Annotated in this window: 16 protein-coding genes; 3 read left to right on the top strand and 13 right to left on the bottom strand. The window is 45.2% G+C overall.

All coding sequences use genetic code 11. From position 1 onward, the window contains the following. Nucleotides 1-88 precede the first annotated feature (88 nt). The 6 genes from M72_RS14680 to M72_RS14655 all read right to left on the bottom strand — a co-directional run bounded on the left by M72_RS14680 (nucleotide 89) and on the right by M72_RS14655 (nucleotide 7,610). Entirely contained in the window at nucleotides 89-1,600 is a 1,512-nt protein-coding gene (locus M72_RS14680) for an ATP-binding protein (protein ID WP_055068750.1), read from the bottom strand. Between the two features lie 16 nt (nucleotides 1,601-1,616). Further along, nucleotides 1,617-3,041 carry a vWA domain-containing protein gene (locus M72_RS14675; protein ID WP_055068749.1) on the bottom strand — a complete coding sequence of 475 codons (1,425 nt, stop codon included), beginning with the start codon at nucleotides 3,039-3,041 and terminating at the stop codon, nucleotides 1,617-1,619. A 13-nt stretch (nucleotides 3,042-3,054) separates the two neighbouring features. Further along, entirely contained in the window at nucleotides 3,055-3,927 is an 873-nt protein-coding gene (locus M72_RS14670) for a leucine-rich repeat domain-containing protein (protein WP_055068748.1), read from the bottom strand. Nucleotides 3,928-3,946: 19 nt separating this feature from the next. After that, nucleotides 3,947-5,170, bottom strand: coding sequence for a bifunctional folylpolyglutamate synthase/dihydrofolate synthase (locus tag M72_RS14665; protein ID WP_082413933.1), 1,224 nt, complete (start codon nucleotides 5,168-5,170; stop codon nucleotides 3,947-3,949). Between the two features lie 133 nt (nucleotides 5,171-5,303). Further along, nucleotides 5,304-6,149: a DegV family protein gene (locus M72_RS14660; protein ID WP_055068747.1), complete on the bottom strand. Its 846-nt coding sequence runs from the start codon at nucleotides 6,147-6,149 to the stop codon at nucleotides 5,304-5,306. A gap of 180 nt (nucleotides 6,150-6,329) precedes the next feature. After that, nucleotides 6,330-7,610 carry a M18 family aminopeptidase gene (locus tag M72_RS14655; protein ID WP_055068746.1) on the bottom strand — a complete coding sequence of 427 codons (1,281 nt, stop codon included), beginning with the start codon at nucleotides 7,608-7,610 and terminating at the stop codon, nucleotides 6,330-6,332. A 109-nt stretch (nucleotides 7,611-7,719) separates the two neighbouring features. Here M72_RS14655 and M72_RS14650 point away from each other — a divergent pair, with 109 nt between their 5' ends. Together M72_RS14650 and M72_RS14645 are read left to right on the top strand one after the other, a co-directional pair. Then, nucleotides 7,720-8,307 (top strand): DUF5721 family protein, encoded by a 588-nt coding sequence (locus M72_RS14650; RefSeq protein ID WP_243275987.1) that lies wholly within the window; start codon nucleotides 7,720-7,722, stop codon nucleotides 8,305-8,307. Nucleotides 8,308-8,407: 100 nt separating this feature from the next. Then, entirely contained in the window at nucleotides 8,408-8,611 is a 204-nt protein-coding gene (locus M72_RS14645; protein ID WP_022045150.1) for a cold-shock protein, read from the top strand. Between the two features lie 152 nt (nucleotides 8,612-8,763). Here the strand turns inward: M72_RS14645 and M72_RS14640 are convergent, their stop codons facing one another. The 7 genes from M72_RS14640 to M72_RS14610 form a co-directional block, all read right to left on the bottom strand. Next, nucleotides 8,764-9,267: an NUDIX hydrolase gene (locus M72_RS14640; RefSeq protein WP_082413932.1), complete on the bottom strand. Its 504-nt coding sequence runs from the start codon at nucleotides 9,265-9,267 to the stop codon at nucleotides 8,764-8,766. 122 nt (nucleotides 9,268-9,389) lie between these two features. Then, the gene (locus tag M72_RS14635) at nucleotides 9,390-10,148 is read right to left on the bottom strand and encodes a TIGR03915 family putative DNA repair protein (protein WP_055068744.1); all 759 of its coding nucleotides are present in this window, start codon (nucleotides 10,146-10,148) and stop codon (nucleotides 9,390-9,392) included. Continuing rightward, the gene (locus M72_RS14630) at nucleotides 10,145-11,689 is read right to left on the bottom strand and encodes a putative DNA modification/repair radical SAM protein (protein WP_055068743.1); all 1,545 of its coding nucleotides are present in this window, start codon (nucleotides 11,687-11,689) and stop codon (nucleotides 10,145-10,147) included. The genes M72_RS14635 and M72_RS14630 overlap by 4 nt, the downstream gene beginning before the upstream one ends. Nucleotides 11,690-11,803: 114 nt before the next feature. Continuing rightward, the gene (locus M72_RS14625) at nucleotides 11,804-13,462 is read right to left on the bottom strand and encodes a putative ABC exporter domain-containing protein (protein ID WP_261291848.1); all 1,659 of its coding nucleotides are present in this window, start codon (nucleotides 13,460-13,462) and stop codon (nucleotides 11,804-11,806) included. Between the two features lie 3 nt (nucleotides 13,463-13,465). After that, nucleotides 13,466-14,182: an ABC transporter ATP-binding protein gene (locus M72_RS14620; RefSeq protein ID WP_022045155.1), complete on the bottom strand. Its 717-nt coding sequence runs from the start codon at nucleotides 14,180-14,182 to the stop codon at nucleotides 13,466-13,468. Between the two features lie 105 nt (nucleotides 14,183-14,287). Continuing rightward, nucleotides 14,288-14,554 (bottom strand): GNAT family N-acetyltransferase, encoded by a 267-nt coding sequence (locus tag M72_RS14615; RefSeq protein ID WP_055068741.1) that lies wholly within the window; start codon nucleotides 14,552-14,554, stop codon nucleotides 14,288-14,290. A 7-nt stretch (nucleotides 14,555-14,561) separates the two neighbouring features. Beyond that, nucleotides 14,562-16,016, bottom strand: coding sequence for a 4Fe-4S dicluster domain-containing protein (locus M72_RS14610; protein ID WP_055068740.1), 1,455 nt, complete (start codon nucleotides 16,014-16,016; stop codon nucleotides 14,562-14,564). A 117-nt stretch (nucleotides 16,017-16,133) separates the two neighbouring features. Between M72_RS14610 and M72_RS14605 the strand changes: the two genes are divergently transcribed. Next, complete coding sequence (locus M72_RS14605; RefSeq protein ID WP_261291845.1) at nucleotides 16,134-17,915, top strand: S8 family peptidase; 1,782 nt, start codon at nucleotides 16,134-16,136, stop codon at nucleotides 17,913-17,915. Nucleotides 17,916-17,917 lie beyond the last annotated feature (2 nt).

The following is a 17,917-nucleotide window of genomic DNA, read 5'->3' as shown; positions in this document are numbered from 1 at the left end:
CATATTTTAGTACAATCTGAAGTATTTGTCTATAGATCTTATGAAATTTCTCTATCAAAAAAATTCATAAAAACCATAACCTGATTCCCTAAAGTCCCAGAAGTTCCATTGCTTCGTCCTTTAACTCCTGTGTGCGTTCTTTCAAAAGCAGAAGTTTGTTGTACTTATAATAGGCATCATTTCCACATTCACTGACAAATTTCAGACTGTAATAACCGGCCGAAAGTTCGGACAAAAAGATTACCATTTCCTGTCCCTCTCCAAATACCCGTGCAAGAAATTCAAATGCATGCGTCAGATGACGGCCTGCATCTGAAATTTCCTTCTGGCGGATCTGCTCCCTCTCATCAAACAGTTTCTTGACACATAAGAAATCTCCTTTTGCATCACCGGTTCCTTCGACTGCCAGTGCCGTCAGGCAGTCATTCATTGCCTGAAGTGCCGCACACATGGCTTTTTCCTGTTCCCTGTCGATCATGCCGGCCTTTTTCCGGTGAGTGATCATGGTGTCATAAGAAGAAATCTGTCTTTCCAGAATTTCTTTTCCGCTTCCCCGTCCTTCTTTCAGATCGCTCCGCAAAAATCCCAGCTGCTCAAAAAAAGCTTCCTGTGCAGCTTTTTTCCGGTAATAAGAAATGAATTCCTGTCCCAGGCTGTCCAAAAGCAGCCCCAGCAGACTCAGCTTCTCGTCAAACGGTGCATTTTTGATCGTCATACTGTTTTCCGGTATACTACCCTCTAAGATTTCCGGTATACGGTAAATATTCTTATACTTATTGTACAGTTCATAATAAGCAGCAAAATCGCGGGCAATCTCCTCGTCCTGCAGATACTGCACAACAAAGTCATAGTCTATGGCAAATCCAAGCTGTTCATACACTTTCATGACCTGTGAGAGATCTTCCCATCCACGGGCGGTCACAAACCGTTTTCCATCCAGATCCGACACAACCGAATAGAAATTGTTCTTTTTAATCTCCAGATAAGAAAGAATTGCTCCATGAATCTGCGCTTTATACGCATACTCTTTCCACACAGAAAAATCTTCTTCTATATAAATCCGCTTGACACGGTCATAAGTAACAATATCAAAATCCCGCACCGACTTGTTGTATTCTGGAGGATTTCCCGCCGTAACGATGACAAAGCCATCCGGTACCCTGTGATTTCCGAATGTCTTGTACTGCAGGAACTGCAGCATCGTCGGAGCCAGCGTCTCGGATACACAGTTGATTTCATCGAGAAACAGGATTCCCTCATGAATTCCGCTTTGTTCGATCTGATCATAGATCGAGGCGATAATTTCACTCATTGTATACTCTGTGACCGATACATCCTCCCCATCATAGGTTTTCTTCGAGATAAACGGCAGTCCGATCGCACTCTGTCTCGTATGATGTGTGATCGTATAAGAAACCAGATTGATTCCGCACTCCTGCGCCACCTGTTCCATAATTGCGGTCTTACCGATTCCAGGCGGCCCGATCAAAAGTACCGGACGCTGTCGTTCCACAGGAATCGCATACTCCCCGGTCTCATCTTTTGTCAGGTACGCCTGAACCGTATTTATGATTTCCTGTTTTGCCTGTTTGATGTTCATAAAATTTCTCCTTTATCTATCCTTTTGTATCCTCTGACAAATATAATTTCACTGCCCAGTCCGGCACTTTTATCGGCTCTCCCGAAAAAGTTTTCTGCGGTGTGTCATCCCCGTAAAAAACAAATACCGTCTGATAATCCGTCGGTTTTTTCGGATATTCTCCATACCCGTCCGTAAAATACATCAGTCCTTTTAAGTTTTTGAGTTCCCCGCTGTTTCTTAATTTCTCTACATAGGAAAATACCGGCCGAAAATCCGTTCCATACCCTCCGGAAACGGAAAACTGCTCGGTATATTTCCCGATTTCATCCAGATTTTTGATTGGAATATCTTTTTGAATCTGGTTATCACATTCGATGATGCGGATATTCACTTTATGGAAAAAACTCTCCTGGTGCTTTAAAATTGCCCCCGTCTCATTCAAAAACTGCTGCACAAGTTTTTCCTTGCAGGAGGCCGAAGTATCGATTGCAATAACAAGTTCTTCGATCTTTTTTGCCTCCCGGAATTCGTTTTCCTCGATCAGAGGCATGTTTCCGTAATGCTGCAGTCCATACATGTAAAATCCGTAATCAAACGAATCCATATCCACGGAAACTTCTTCTCTCACAACTGCAAACCTCTTTAAAAATTCTTTGTAGCTTTTTCGCTCCCGGCTGCTCAGCTTTAACATCCATGCAAGCTTTCCCGCATCTGCCGCCGCGTCTTTTGCATAGGTTTCCATATCGCTTTCGATACGCTTTGCATGTTCTTTCCACTCGTCTTCCTTTGGATCGGTTTTTCCAAGCGGCGTTGCATCAGACGTTTTCTCCCCGGCATTTTCCTGCTGATCACTGTCCATCTGCGGATTCTCCTGCGGCACCGGGGGCTGGTTTTTATTCTGCTCCTGCGACGGTTCTTTCTCCATGCGCTGCCAGAAACTGTGGTCACAGAGCAAAAATTCCTGCCGGAGGGATTCTTCCAGATATGGATCGCGTTTGCGCAGCATAAAATACTGGTACAGTTTTTCCGCTGTAAGCACTGAAACTTCCTTTTCCAGTTTTTCATACCACTCCTGCCGGAAATCCGAAGTCACACGCAAAATGGTCGGATAATCCATGGAATCCACCACCGATTCCACTGCAATATCACAACAGAGATCCCACAGCTGTGCATCCTCGTGCTGTTTTGCGGAAAACATATGCCGGAACAGACAGTGCATGAGCATATGCATATATGTCCGATTTAAAATTTCCGGCCGTTCAATATAAGTCTGCAGCAGATAGGTCGGATTGAACCGGATATATACCGCATCCGTGCCCACTGTTCTCGTTGACAGATCCATGGCAAATCCCAGACTTCCGAGTGCCGGTCCCATAAACCGCATCGACAGATACAGTTCTGTCCTGACACTGTTTAATATTTTATTTCCGGTTGCTTCCAGTTGTTCCCTTGTCTTCATCGTTCTCCTTTTCCTACCAGTCCAAAGACATGGTGAATGCTTTCTTCTTTCCGAAATTACTCCGCTGATATTCCATCAGTATTGCTGCAATCTGACTCATCTTTTCCTCCGATGCCAGCGGAAGGGCATCGGCAAGTGCCGCTTCCGGAATCAGGCAGGAATCACAAAGATAGGAAATCTCTTCCACCTTATTCTCCGGAATCAGCACCTTAAGGATCACCTCTGCATTCTGTTCGAGATACTGTTCGTACTGTTCCCGCAGATGGTTCTCCAGCTCAATCGGATGCATCAGCCGGTCACAGGCAATCTCAATTGCCGTGCGATAATCATCATTTACCACCTGCGCAAACAGACGGTCATACGCCAGTAAATCTACGCCTTTTCTTGTGACACATTCCCGGTACGGATACCCGCTTCCCTCAATCTTGTGATGCAGAACCCGAGCCTCCACATCTTCCACAAAATTGTATACATATGCCGGAAACGTCAGCTGCAGCCCACATGGCTCTATGCGAAAATGCAGCCTGCGGTCGGTATCTGCCAGAAGTTCTTTCATCACCGAATAGTCTCCTCTAAGCTGCGTCAGCTTCACTTCTTCCAGACAATGGCACTGTTTGATCACGCCGTCATAATAGTCTTCCACACTGTCGTACAGCGAAATGTTTTTGAGTTTTTTACAGTTATAAAATGCATATCTTCCAAGCGTTTCCACCGTCTTTGGAATACTTACACTCTCTAAATCTTCCCTTGCGGAAAATGCATTTTTGCCGATCGTTTTCACCGGACATCCATCCACCTGATCCGGAATGACCAGATGTCTTATGGTTCCTTCATACCCGGTAACGGTAATTGTATGTTCTTTTGTTGTTTCATATTGCAATGCCATATGGATACTCCTGCATCTGTTATGCCCTATTCTGATATACGCTTTTTAATTCCCCGATAAAATACAAAGACCCCAGCGCAATCGTCTTTTCTTTTGGTGTTAAAAGTTCCGGAATCTCTGCAACCTTTGTAATTGCGTGTGCAGGCACCCCTTGTTTTCTGATATCTTCTGCCAGTGTTTCCCCTTGCAGTGCCCGTGCACTCTCTGGTGTGACGGTTACAAAATCCATGGCAATCGGCAACAGTTCCCCGATCATCTTTTCATAGTCTTTGTCTGCCATCACACCCATCACAAAATGAAACTTTTCCTCCGGATACAATTCTTCGAGACTTGTACGCAATGCATGGATTCCGTTACTGTTGTGTGCACCATCCACCATCAGAAACGGTTCTGTACTTAAAATTTCCATACGCCCCGGCCATACCGCTCTGTGAATTCCACGGGCAATAACGGTTTTCATCTTCTCTTTTTCTATCCGGCATCCGGTCCATGCCACTTGTGCCGCACACATGGCTGTAGCGGCGTTTTCTCTCTGATAAGCACCCAAAAGTCCCGGCTGTACTGCCTTTGCCCCCTGCAGGTCATTCTCCTGTACACACCGCGCACGTACTCCCTTTGCTGCGGCCGCCCTTTGCAGCACCGCAAGTGCTTCCGATTCCTGCGGTGCAATTACCACCGGCACTCCGGCTTTGATAATTCCCGCTTTTTCCTGTGCAATCTCTTCTATGGTATTTCCAAGAATGTTCATGTGATCATAACCAATCCGTGTGATCACCGATACCACCGGATTTCCCAGTGCATTCGTAGAATCAAGTCTGCCTCCGAGGCCGGTCTCCATAATTACAAGATCGCAGTTTTGTTCTTTAAAATACAGTACCGCCATAAGCACGCAATAATCAAACATGGTCGGTGTCACGCCAAATTCCTGCTCCAGCAGAACATTGCCGATTCGTGTCACATCTTCTCTGGAAATCTGTCTGCCATCAACCATGATACGCTCTTCAAAATCAATCAGGTGTGGAGAAATAAATGTTCCGACTTTTAATCCGGCTTCCCGGAAAACTGATGTCAGGAATGCGCAGACCGATCCTTTTCCGTTGGTTCCCGCCACATGAATAAATGGCATCCCGTTTTGCGGCTGTCCCATCTGTTCTAACATGATTCCGGTAATTTCCACTCCCGGCCGGTTTCCAAACCGTCTTCCATTTTCTATCTGATCCAATACTTCTTCATATGAATACATCTTTATTCTCCCTGCAGGTATCTGTAAACTGCTTTCGGCAGCCGGTACCTGACTCACAAAAATAGGGAGAAGCTTATAAAAAGCTTCTCCCCGTATTCTACTTCTATATGACGGTTGTTTCAAGTGCAAAATCCTATACCGAAAGGATCACTCCGCCTTCATTTGCATACATGCTGGATACCCCGGCCGTATTGACAATTACAATCTTTTTGAATTTTGCGACTTTCTCAATTGTGTCCTTCACAAACTGTGCACGTTCCGGACAATTGCAGTGGGAAATGGCAAGCACACGGTTCTCGCAGTTTTTGGTTACTTTGAACATATCCTCTACCATCTTGGAAAGTGCCTTCTTCATGCCCCTTGCCTGACCAAGCTGCTGAATCGTTCCTTCTTTGGTGGATCCCATTACCGGCTTGATGTTTAAAGTATTTGCCACAAATGCTTTCAGTCCACTCAGACGGCCAGCCTTGCGCAGTGTTTCAAGTGTCTCAATGACAAAAAATGTGTTCATGGAAGAAATGTAAGATTCCACCTCTGTTACAATTTCTTCAAAAGATGCACCGGATTCTTCCAGCTCCTGAATCTTTAATCCGATCAGGGTTTCCCCAATCGAGGCCGACTTGGAATTAAATACATGAATCTGCTTGGAATCCTCATGCTCTTCATGATAAAGATCTGCTGCAAGTACCGCACTGTTGTAAGATCCGCTCAATTTTCCGGACAACGTCACAACATATACATGCTCCGCCTCTCCCTCATAAGCTCTCATATAACGCTCCGGAGACGGGCAGGAAGATTTCGGGCTGTGAATACATGCCTTTACTCTCTGCAAGAAATCTCTCTGATTAAAAGTTTCATCATCTGTGATCTGATATCCATCCACATCCAGCAAAAGCGGCACTGTGCAAAAATGTCCATCTGCCTTTAAATCCTCAGGAAGTTCTCCACAACTGTCAATTACAATTTTATACTGACTCATATCCATCCCTCTTTTCTAAAATACGTCTATCATTTTATGAAGTGCGTGTGTTTATCATTACTTTATAAAAAGTTTTTATTTTCTATTACATGTAGTATTCATTACTATGTTCATATCATAACACGGTTTCAGATATTTGAAAAGGGGAAAAAGGCATATTTTATAGTTTCTTCATATTTTTCAGGAAAAATATGCCGTCACAGCTGATGCCAGAGCATCAAAATCCGTTCGTCCCATCAGTTCCCGTGCAGAATGCATCGATAAGAGCGGAATTCCAATATCCACTGTGCGGACCGGAAACAGCGTGGATGCAACCGATCCCAGTGTACCACCCCCGCGCACATCGGAACGATTGACAAACCTCTGGTATGCGATTTTATTCTGATCGCAGAGCTGCCGCAGAATTCCGATTGCCTTTGCATCCGTCGCATAAGACTGGGAACATGCCTCTTTGATACAGAATCCATCCCCAAGCACCGGATGATTGGTAATATCCATTTTCTCCTTATGATTCGGATGCAGTGCATGCGCCACATCCACGGAAAGCAGCATACCTCCATACATCGCACAATCCGTTTCTTCCTCACTGCAGCCAAGCGATCGGTAGATGCGTTTTACCATATCATGCAATAAGATCGATGCTGCGCCCTGTTTGCTGGTATTTCCGATTTCTTCATTATCAAACAGTGCGATCAGATTGATACCATCGGTCCGTGTTCCTTCCACGATGGCTGCCAGCAGTGCCGCAACGGATGTCTGGTTATCCAGTCGCGGAGAAGACAGCAGTGTCTCTTTTATCCCCACATATGCCGGTTCTTCCACACAGTATGTATTCAGTTCAAAATCCAGAATATCCTCTTTTTTTACTGCCAGCTCTTCCGCAAGAAATGACAGGAAATAATCGGTACTCTGCTGTTCTTCTGGCAGCATATCCGCAACCGGCATCAAATCTACCTGATTATTGATTGCCACTCCCTTATTCACTTCCCGGTTCATGTGAATGGCAAGGTTTGGAATAATAAGAACCGGACGACCGGAACGATACAGCATGGTCTTCGGGGCAAACACATCTTTGCTTCGAACGATCACGCGCCCTGCAATCCCCAGCGGACGATCAAACCATGTATTTAAAATCGGTCCGCCATATACTTCCACGTTCACCTGCGCATACCGGTCTGTCACAAAATCCGCATTTGGTTTGATCCGCAGATATGGATAATCTGTATGTGCAGCTGCCATGCGCAGCATTGCATCCGCACGGAAGTTTTCTCCAACTGTAAATGCATAGAGCGTTGTTCCATGATGATTCATCATATAAGCCTTTCCTTTTTTCAGATTCCATGGTCTGGCATACTCTAGTTCCTCAAAGCCGGATTCCTCTAACGTCTGCATGGCTGCTTCCACACAATGAAACGGTGATACTCCTTTTTTTAAAACATCTATCAAAAATGATTCTTTCATAGTTATAGTTTCCCTTCTTTTCTTAAGTGATTGCATCGTTACGGTTCGCAGGGGAACCTGTGAGCAGTAACCGTGCATTTTCTATCAATCAGTGGCATTATAACACATTATGATTGAAAAGATGAAGTCACTCATGCTAAAATTAAACTATATCAGCTGCCGTTTTATCGGTTTCACAATGGGGAGGTTTTTTATGCTGGCTCTTGCATTAACAAACAAAAAAGATTTTATGAATAAATTTCTCAAAACTGAAATTTTTGACCATTTTCTGCTTCAGGAGGGCATTGTCGTTTCTTTTGCAAGCTATGTGATTGATGGAACTATTACCAAAGGATTCTATACAGATACAGAAGCCGAAGAACTCGGTATTAAAACTTTTCATTTTCTTCCATTCTCCATGCTCCGTCCACGCATCTTTGACCTGATCAAAGGAAAAAAGGCTCCATCCTCCTTTAAATTCGTCCTGATGCTGTCGCCGGAAAATCAAAAACGCACCATGGAACGAATCGGAAGTTCCTATACCCCGGCGGATATTTCCGCCATGTCCATGAACATCAAATTTCAAAATCAGATGCTTACACTGACTACCGGAATTTCTTACCGCATTTTTTCCACAGATAAGACATTAGAACCGGAATGGGACAAATTTGTCAGACAATTTCTCTCACAACACGACATTTCTTTTGAAGTGCTTTAAAATCCGGCTATTTCACGAAGATTTTGCTTTACATTTCCAATTGGTTATGCTATTCTTAGCATAGTTGCAAGGCAACACAAATATATTGGAGGTACTTTCGATGAACAAAGGTACAGTAAAATGGTTTAACAACCAGAAGGGTTACGGATTCATCACCGCTGAAGACGGCCACGATGTATTCGTACATTACTCAGGACTTAACATGGAGGGGTTCAAATCTCTCGAAGAGGGTGCAGCAGTAGAATTCGAAATCACTGATGGCGCTAAAGGTCCTCAGGCAGTTAACGTAACAGTAGTGAAATAATTGCCGACTAATCTAGTTTCTATGTACCTTTTTCTTTCTTTAGAATAAGATATTGGATACAACGATTAAAAAAAGGAATGTTGCATTTCTGCAACATTCCTTTTTTTGCGTATGGGAATACATCTTTTAAAATATTCTCCTATCCATTGTAATTAGTCCTCAAATACCCGTTTGATACTATCATAATGCAGGAAAATTCCCTGATCTGCGAGTTCCCTGATCTCTTCTGGTGTAGCAAACCGACATCCGTCTGTTTCTTCCGTCTGCAGATGGACATCTTGTTCTGTAACATCCATCGTGTAACGATAAACATCTACGAAATAGTTATCTCCTTCGCCCGGATTTTCTCTGTGATAGGTAAATACATAACCACCTTCCGCTTCTTTTACATCCAGTCCGGTCTCTTCTAAAACTTCCCTGCGCACTGCCTCTTCCGATTCTTCTCCTGCCTGCGCAGCACCACCGGAAACTTCCCACCATCCGGGTGCCCATGCTTTGGTCATCACACGCTTAGTAATCAGAAATCTGCCATCCGGACGCCTGATCACGCCAAGTACCGTCAGATGATACTCATCATCTGCCAGATTGAAATGATTCCGCTCCATGGTTCTTCCTGTCCGCACTTTATTTTTATCGTAGATATCCCAACGTTCCATTTCCATTCCTCCAATTTTCCTATGTGCCAGCTGCTATCATTCTTTTCTGCCATAGTTTTATAACTGCAACTCTATTCATTATATTGGTTTTAAGAAATGTTTTCAAGTTTCGTTTCTATTTATTAATTCCACTCCGTCATATATTTGCGATACCATTTTGGCAGAAGATGATTCTGACACTGCTCATTGTGACGCTCCCGGATTTCCATGGTGGCAAAATACTGTTTCCATAGCACAGCAAAATAATCCATATGCCCCTGCGGAATCTGAAGCTGCTCTCCACTCACCAGAACACAGCGGTGTCCGGCTTCATGGACGGCAGCAAGGTTTCGGTTTTCATCGTAGAGAATAAAATTTTCATCCGGAAAACGATCCGAAAAATGATCCATCATCAATGGAACCATATTGCATTTTGGTGCAAGCTGCGCCACAAGAATACTTCCCAGATCCTGAAATCTCACAAATCCCAGCAGCTTATCCAGCTCATTGTCTACCTTGCGGGACAACTCCATCACCCGAAGTGCAAACGGATCGGCAAGCTGATCGGAAATACCACGTCCCTGTGCAAATGCACGCACCAGATATCCAAGAACTGCTGTCCCCCGGTCCTCTGCAAAATGGCATAATGCATGAAGCAGTGTATCATACACCGGATACCCCAGTCTTGACTGTATACTGTAAACCGTCTTCTGCACTTTCTGCGCATCTGTCTGTACTTCGATCTCCCTGGCAAACAAAGTCATTTCTCCTTCACCGGCCGCAATGGAAATACTGTCTGTATAAGGAGCTTTCATTTTATTTTTACACACAAACGCATCGAAAAGTGCTGTAAAAATTCCTTCCAGAGAATCCTCACATCGAAGCACGATCTGTTCACTCATACTACAATTTTCCCCCTGTCATCAAACAGTGATAACTGCTCATAGGTCTGCACCGTTCCATCCGAAAGCAGCATCTGCATCGGACGTTCCTGATACATCAGATTCCGTGTAATATATCCTTCCTCCATACGGGTATGATACATCATCTTTCCTTTACAGGTGATAAAATACACTGCACGTTTCAAAACAACACCGATCTTCTTTAAATCTGAAAAATCCAGCTTTGCGTACCGCCGGGCCGCCATAATCCGGCGGGCACTTTTTGTTCCGATCCCCGGCACACGAAGCAGCGTATAATAATCCGCACGATTAATTTCCACCGGAAACAGTTCCAGATGGTGCACTGCCCAATTACACTTCGGATCAATCTGTTCGTTAAAATTCGGATTTTTCTCTGACAGCAATTCATCTGCGCGGAATCCATAAAACCGCAACAGAAAATCTGCCTGATAGAGCCTGTGCTCACGTAACAATGGTGGTCCGGGCAAATCTGGCAGGGAACTGTCATGATTCACATTGATAAATGCAGAATAGAATATCCGCTTCATCTCAAACTTCTGATACAAAGCTTCTGAAACCGAAATGATCTGATAATCACTTTCATCCGATGCCCCGATCACCATCTGTGTACTCTGTCCTGCCGGCACAAAATAACGATCCGGCCGCATCAATCCCCGCGTTATCTGCGGAAGTTTCTTTTGCACGTTTCTCACTCTGCTGGAATTCTCCCCACCGGCAATTTCTTCTCCCCAGCTTTGTACTGCACTCTGTCGCGCTTTATGCTCCCGGATGGCAGCAATTCCGTCGTGGTAGTCCTGCAGACGGGCATAACTTTCCTTCATCTCTGCCATCTGGTTATAATAGGTTTTCTCATCCAGATACATCCGGCTTTTCATACTCGATACCCCGTGAAACTCGCGGCTTTGCCGAATTCCATTCTGTAACTGGCGCATCGGGGAAAGGATGTTTTTACGCACTTTGTTAGGCGCAATCTGCCGCAGCGCATCGGCCGTGGGAAGTTCTAAATTTACACTCATGCGGTCTGCAAGATACCCCGTTAATTCCAGCAGATCCGCTGATGCTCCCGGAATTCCTTTTACATGTATATATCCGTTAAAATGATATTTTGTGCGCAATAAATAAAGGGTCTCATATAAAAGTCCCATGGTATAATCCGGAGAATGTAAAATTCCGGAACTTAAGAACAATCCTTCGATATAATTTCTGCGGTAAAATTCCATCGTGAGCTTACAGATTTCCTCCGGTGTAAAACTGACACGCTTCACATCATTGCTGCAACGGTTCCTGCAATATTTGCAGTCATAGATACAATCATTGGTATATAAAATCTTAAGCAGTGAAATGCAGCGCCCATCCCCGGTAAATGCATGACAGATTCCACTTGCATATGCGTTTCCCGTATGCGTACCATCTCCTCCACGCTGCACCCCGCTGGAAGTACACGCAACATCATATCTGGCAGCTGCCGAAAGTATGGTTAGTTTTTCCATGATACGATCCATCTGCAAAATTTCTCTCATATCCAGTATCCCTCCGCAAAAATGCCGAACATCCGTTCTTTTTACATCATATCACAAGAACAAATGTTCGACAAGTGCAATTTTTTTTATTTTATATGGGCTGCGAGCAGTCTCCTATCTGCCCTGATGCAGCATCCATGGATAAATCAGTGAAATCGCTCCGCCGATTCCGGCAGAAGCTGCACAGGTAAACACTAAAGCCCCTGCAATTCCGCCAAAGAAATATCCAATTGCCAGAAAAACGGCAACAATTACTAAAATAATGCAACGCAGCAAAATCTGGATCATACTCTTAACCGTATCCATCGCAGACGCCGGAACAAGAGCTTCCAGCAAAAGCCCAACTTCCGAAAACATAAAATCCGCCACCAGATACGTCAGATACCACAGAAGCATAATTCCCGGTTTTTCATGCAAAAGCAATGCCGAAACCACAAATGCCGGAAGCAGATCCATCGCGCAGAGGGATGTTCCTGCAAGCACCCCGAAGAAAACTTTCTTGTATGGATTCTCTGGCACCAGAAACAGCCAGTTTCGCGCAGTCTCCTGTGCAATCGGATTTCCCATATTCCGGAAGAAAAGTACAAAAAACAAAATACAGCCCGGCACCAGAAATCCGGACACCTCCATGATCCTGACACAAAACAGGGAAATACCGACACTGACCAGCAGGTAAAACAGCATCGTATTGGTTATGATTCCAAATTTTGCCGTACGTTTACGGCAATAAATTTCCTTTGTAAAAAACACGGATGCGCCCCAGCCCTTTAAGTTTCCTTCCTTTTGCTGCTTTTTTGCATGTGCTTTTCCTGCAATAACCCGTCCTTCTTTTGCTGCCTCAAGCATCTGTGCACGTTTTCCCGCGGAAGCCAGCGCATCTTCGTAAAAATCCGCTTTCATATGCCAGATGGCAAAAATCAGTACCGCCACACTTACAAGCAGCAATCCCAGATAAACCAGAAACGAAAACAGTTCCCCATTCACTGCACACATAATCATGCCTTTGTACCAGCCGATGACCGGAAGATACCGCAGCCAGTGACTGGCAAAAGTCATCTGTGCTGCTTCAAGCAGGTTCTGCCCATTCGCCAGATATGTTCCTCCTGCAATCATTCCAAGCAGTACAACAATTCCCACGATCAAAGGAAACACATATGGTTTTAATTTTTCGTGTGTGGTGCAGACCGTATATGTCAATACAATCATAAGTCTCTGAAACACCAGAAGCAGAATCCACCCTGCAAAAATGGCTACAACTGCCGATGCCCCCAATCCCATATTTACAACGAGATTTGGAATCTGAAAAACCAGATATATGGACGCGAAAACTGTTGCCACCATCTGAAAACTCAGTCGAAACATCAACACGGACTGTGGTTTCATCGGTGCCGTAAACAACAGATTCACGTCTGCCATCTGGAAAATATCCGTACCGTCCTTAGAACCGGAATACATTCCCCAAAGTAATATCGCAAGAAAAACAATCATCACTCCGGCTTCCACATAGGTTTTGATTGCGGCAATCTCCTGTGGCGTTTTTTGCGTTTCTTCCTCTTCCATTGCTTCTTCCTGTACGCGATCCGCCTCCGAAGACGATTCCACAGTTTCCAGCGACTGTTGCTTTTCTACCATGGAACCGACCACGCCACCAATCAGTCCAAATATGATTCCAAATCCAAAAATGGCAAGAATGATCACGAGAAATGTACTTCGAAACATCTTTTTTATCGTGTTCCAAAAGGTATGCCATGCATAATAACCCCATAACCGCATCACCTACACCTCTCTCTCCAGAGCCGCGCCCTCTGTAATCTCAAAGAAAATATCTTCCAGACTTTTATTGTTATCCTTTAAATTTTCACGCTCAACCACAGCGGCTACCCGCCCCTGTTTCATGATATACGTGGTATCCCATAATTCTTCCATACTGTCAATCATGTGCGTGCTGACCAGTACCATGCAGCCACTATCCCGCAATTCCTCAAACACCTTTTTCAGTTCTTTGATGGCATGTGGGTCCAGTCCGATCATTGGCTCATCAAACAGTACCAGCCGTGGTCTCGGCAAAAGTCCACAACAGATGGACAGTTTCTGCTGCATCCCTTTTGACAGCTCATCCCCGAATTTTTTCTTCTTATCTGTCAGATCAAACCGTTCCAGCAATGCATCTTTATAGGCTTTATAATCCTTTAATTTATATGCCCGTGCAATAAATTCCATATGTTCATCCACAGTCAGGTTCGGATACAACGATGGAATTTCCGGAATATATCCCATGATCTTTTTCGCCTCGATGGACTTGTTTTCGAGACCATTTACCTGTATCTGTCCCTGATATTTCAGAAATCCCATAATACATTTTATAATCGTGCTTTTTCCTGCACCGTTAGGTCCAAGCAGTACTCCGATGCGCCCATCCTCTATGGTAAGATTGATATCATCATTTGCAAGCACCTTACGGTATCGTTTTGTCACATGTACAACTTCTAACATAACCATTTCCCTTTCTTTTTCTTACTAACATGTTCCATGTGTTTACGATATCACATTCATTTGCTGCAAACCATCTTCTTTTCCTTAAAAAACCTTAACGCTTCCTTAATATCTCTTCGCGCATTTGCCCACGCCCTTCCTCTGGTATTTCTCGCCAATCACATAACCGGTCTCCCCAATTGCAAGCTGTGGATACGGAATATCCATCGTAACATATCCGATGCATGCTCCACTTTGTTTTTCTGTAATAAGCCATGCGTTCTCATTATCTGCCAGTGCATTTACAAAGGACTGCATCTGCTCACCAGCTACTGTTATTGTCCTTAACCACTGTGGAATAAAAAACGAGGCCATCGCAAGCGACGGCCCCATCTTAATATTACTCTTCTTCTCTGTGCATGGAGAATGTTTCCATATGATAATTCTTCAAATTGTCAAGAATCTGACGATCATCTGCTTTCTGAAGAAGTTCGTCACGGAACTTCTTTGTCACAAGCATATCGTTAAAGGAGCTTGGTCCACCGACGCAGCCTCCTTCACATGCCATACCTTCAATGAAGTCATCCGGCAGCTTGCCAGCCTTCATAAGCATCAGGAACTTGCGGCACTCTGCGGCACCGTTTGCCTTGCATACTTTCGGCTCAATGCCAGCTTCCATCTCTTTCATGCTCTCGACAACTGCTGCGGTAACTCCACCGGAGTTTGCGAAACGCTTGCCGTATACGGAAGACTCCTGATAGCTGGTATCGCTTGGCTGCAGTTCTACGCCCTTGGCACTCATGATGGCACGCATCTCACTGTATGTCAGCACATAATCTGCATTGCCCTCAATCTTCTGATCGACAACCTCAGACTTCTTTGCTACACATGGTCCGACAAATACAGTCACAGCATCCGGATCCTGTGCTTTGATCATACGGGATACCGCACACATTGGAGAGATGGTTGTGGAAATCTTATCTGCCATCTCCGGGAAGTGCAGACGCACCATATTGACAAATCCCGGACAGCAGGAAGTTACTTTCTTCTCTCCTGCCTTGTATGCCTCTACCCACTCTGCGGCTTCGGAAGCAGCGGTCATATCTCCACCTAATCCGGCTTCGATAAATCCGTTGAATCCAACTTCCTGCATAGCTTTCTTCCAGCTTCCCATTGTGATGTTTGCACCAAACTGTCCCTCGGTAGCAGGTGCTGCAATCACGTATACTTTCTTATCAGACTTTAAGGCATTGATGACATCAACCATAAATGTCTTAGATCCGATTGCTCCGAACGGACAGCTATGGATACATTTACCACAGCGGATACACTTGGAATCATCAATTACAGAAATACCGTATTCATTGTATGTAATCGCATTGACCGGACATGCAAATTTACACGGTCTCTTTAAATGTGCAATTGCGTTGTAAGGACATGCGGCTGCGCAGCGTCCACACTCTTTACATTTCTGCGGATCAATATGGGAACGATGACGACCTGCCTCAATAGCACCAAATTTACATGCATTGATACATGCTTTTCCCATACAGTTCTGACAGTTTTCTGTAACGGTATAACTGGAAATCGGACAGTCCTCACAGGCTGCACTGATTACCTGAATCACATTTCCATTATCCTCCGGTCCTGGGGCTTTGCCCTCTGCAAGACGGACACGCTGGCGGATAATCTCTCTCTCTTTGTAGATACAGCAACGGAACTGTGGTGTCGGGCCCGGAATCAGACGAACCGCGATGTGGTCTCTCTGAGCATCAAGAGTCCCTTCAAATGCCAGTTTTGCGACTTCACGCAGAACCGCATGCTTGATCTTGATTACATTTTCATCAGCGTACATAAAATCTCCTTTGCTTTTTCGTGGTTTCTATTAAGCATAATATGTCCTTATTGTACATAAATTTTCATTAAAAAGCTATAGATGTATCTATCAAAATACATCAGACGGTGCGATTTTATGGATAATATGAATACGATGGACTTCAATCAGAAAATTGATGTTTCTCTGCGCGCTTCGCTTGAGGCAACTCCCGTCGAACGAAACGCTTCCGATGATCTGTCCACAGGGAGCAGCTCTGACGGGTTCTGGAACCTGATTGTTCTGTACACCGGTTCTCCACAGACGTTACAGAATGAATTTCCTTCCTCTTCCTTTACCTTTCTCCTTGGAAATTATGCCATAGTGAAAATCTCCGAGGACGACATTCCATCACTTGCCGCCTTTCCACAAGTAATATATATCGAACGTCCAAGACAGCTTTTCTTTGAGATTGTTTCTGCCCGGCAGGCTTCCTGTCTGAGTGCCATTCAGGAAAACAGCAGCTATGGTCTGACCGGAAAAGGCATTCTGATTTCTGTGATAGACTCCGGTATTGACTATGCGCATCCCGATTTTTGCAATCCGGACAAAACCACACGGCTGGTTGCTCTCTGGGACCAGACCATCCTCGCTGATCCTTCTGCTGGACGCTTTGCCCCCGCCGGTTATTCACAGGGTACACTTTTTTCTCCGGAACAGATCAATGCGGCACTTCAGGCAGACACTTTTGAGCAGCGCATGGAACTTGTACCCAGCACAGATGTCACAGGGCACGGAACCCATGTCGCCGGTATTGCCGCCGGAAACGGCCGTGCCTCCGGCGGACTCTACCGCGGAGTTGCCCCGGAATCCTCACTTCTTGCCGTCAAACTCGGCTCGCCCGATCCAAAGGGATTTCCAAACACGATCGAACTGATGCAGGCGGTCGATTTTTCCGTAAGATATGCCATCGAACATACCGTGCCTCTTGTCATCAACCTGAGTTTTGGAAATACTTACGGCTCCCACAGCGGAACATCCCTTCTGGAAACCTACCTGGACTATGTCTCAAATCTCGGACGCATTAATATTGTTGTCGGAAGTGGAAATGAGGGAAACAACGGCGGGCATGCCAGCGCCCGACTGGCTTCTTTAGAATCTGCCAGAATTGAATTTGCCGTTGGAAATTATGAATCTTCTCTTTCGATTCAGATCTGGAAAAATTATTGGGATGATATTCGTTTTCAGCTGACTCCTCCGGGTCTCGGAACCTCATTTAAAATTCCCAATCAGCCCGGCAGCTGGCGCTTTTCCTTTGGCACCACACAGATTCTGGTGTACTACGGACTTCCCTCCCCTTATAGTCTGTATCAGGAAATTGCCATCGATCTGCTGCCGCGGCGGGACTATATTTCGGGAGGTGTCTGGTTTTTTACCGCAGAAGCACGGTCTGTCATCGAAGGAATTATTGATCTGTGGATGCCGGCGGCCGCTATCCGCGGGGCTGCCACACAATTTCTCACACCGACAACGGAAACCACTCTCACGATACCTTCCACCGCCGGAAATGTCATTACCGTCGGTGCCTACGATTCTTCCACCAATACGCTCGCCCCTTTTTCCGGCAGAGGATATACCTGGAATACCGGACAGGTCAAACCGGATCTGGTCGCTCCCGGTGTCGACATCACCAGCTGTGCTGTCGGGGGCGGTTACGAATCCCGAAGCGGCACCTCCATGGCTGCTCCTTTTGTAAGCGGCAGCTGCGCACTGCTCATGCAGTGGGGCATTCTACAGAACAATGATCCTTTTCTATATGGCGAAAAAATGAAAGCATATCTGATCCGAGGTGCCAGACAGCTTCCATTTTCCGTTTCCTACCCCAATCCGCAGAGCGGGTACGGGACACTCTGCGTCAGCAACAGCCTGACGTTTGTGTGATC

Source organism: Roseburia faecis, from assembly GCF_001406815.1.
In the GTDB taxonomy this organism is placed as follows: domain Bacteria; phylum Bacillota; class Clostridia; order Lachnospirales; family Lachnospiraceae; genus Roseburia; species Roseburia faecis.
The sequence above is the reverse complement of the archived record's forward strand: the minus strand, read 5'-3'. Positions and strand labels throughout refer to the sequence as shown.

What these genes read in the sequence shown, in the direction of transcription:
- M72_RS14620 (WP_022045155.1), bottom strand. Translation starts at nt 14,182, where the DNA reads ATGTTAGAAGTTGTACATGTGACAAAACGATACCGTAAGGTGCTTGCA.
- M72_RS14675 (WP_055068749.1), bottom strand. Translation starts at nt 3,041, where the DNA reads ATGAAGACAAGGGAACAACTGGAAGCAACCGGAAATAAAATATTAAAC.
- M72_RS14660 (WP_055068747.1), bottom strand. Translation starts at nt 6,149, where the DNA reads ATGAGTCAGTATAAAATTGTAATTGACAGTTGTGGAGAACTTCCTGAG.
- M72_RS14635 (WP_055068744.1), bottom strand. Translation starts at nt 10,148, where the DNA reads ATGAGTGAACAGATCGTGCTTCGATGTGAGGATTCTCTGGAAGGAATT.
- M72_RS14605 (WP_261291845.1), top strand. Translation starts at nt 16,134, where the DNA reads ATGGATAATATGAATACGATGGACTTCAATCAGAAAATTGATGTTTCT.
- M72_RS14655 (WP_055068746.1), bottom strand. Translation starts at nt 7,610, where the DNA reads ATGAAAGAATCATTTTTGATAGATGTTTTAAAAAAAGGAGTATCACCG.
- M72_RS14630 (WP_055068743.1), bottom strand. Translation starts at nt 11,689, where the DNA reads ATGAGAGAAATTTTGCAGATGGATCGTATCATGGAAAAACTAACCATA.
- M72_RS14625 (WP_261291848.1), bottom strand. Translation starts at nt 13,462, where the DNA reads ATGCGGTTATGGGGTTATTATGCATGGCATACCTTTTGGAACACGATA.
- M72_RS14615 (WP_055068741.1), bottom strand. Translation starts at nt 14,554, where the DNA reads ATGGGGCCGTCGCTTGCGATGGCCTCGTTTTTTATTCCACAGTGGTTA.
- M72_RS14680 (WP_055068750.1), bottom strand. Translation starts at nt 1,600, where the DNA reads ATGAACATCAAACAGGCAAAACAGGAAATCATAAATACGGTTCAGGCG.
- M72_RS14670 (WP_055068748.1), bottom strand. Translation starts at nt 3,927, where the DNA reads ATGGCATTGCAATATGAAACAACAAAAGAACATACAATTACCGTTACC.
- M72_RS14610 (WP_055068740.1), bottom strand. Translation starts at nt 16,016, where the DNA reads ATGTACGCTGATGAAAATGTAATCAAGATCAAGCATGCGGTTCTGCGT.
- M72_RS14665 (WP_082413933.1), bottom strand. Translation starts at nt 5,170, where the DNA reads ATGTATTCATATGAAGAAGTATTGGATCAGATAGAAAATGGAAGACGG.
- M72_RS14640 (WP_082413932.1), bottom strand. Translation starts at nt 9,267, where the DNA reads ATGGAACGTTGGGATATCTACGATAAAAATAAAGTGCGGACAGGAAGA.
- M72_RS14645 (WP_022045150.1), top strand. Translation starts at nt 8,408, where the DNA reads ATGAACAAAGGTACAGTAAAATGGTTTAACAACCAGAAGGGTTACGGA.
- M72_RS14650 (WP_243275987.1), top strand. Translation starts at nt 7,720, where the DNA reads ATGATTGAAAAGATGAAGTCACTCATGCTAAAATTAAACTATATCAGC.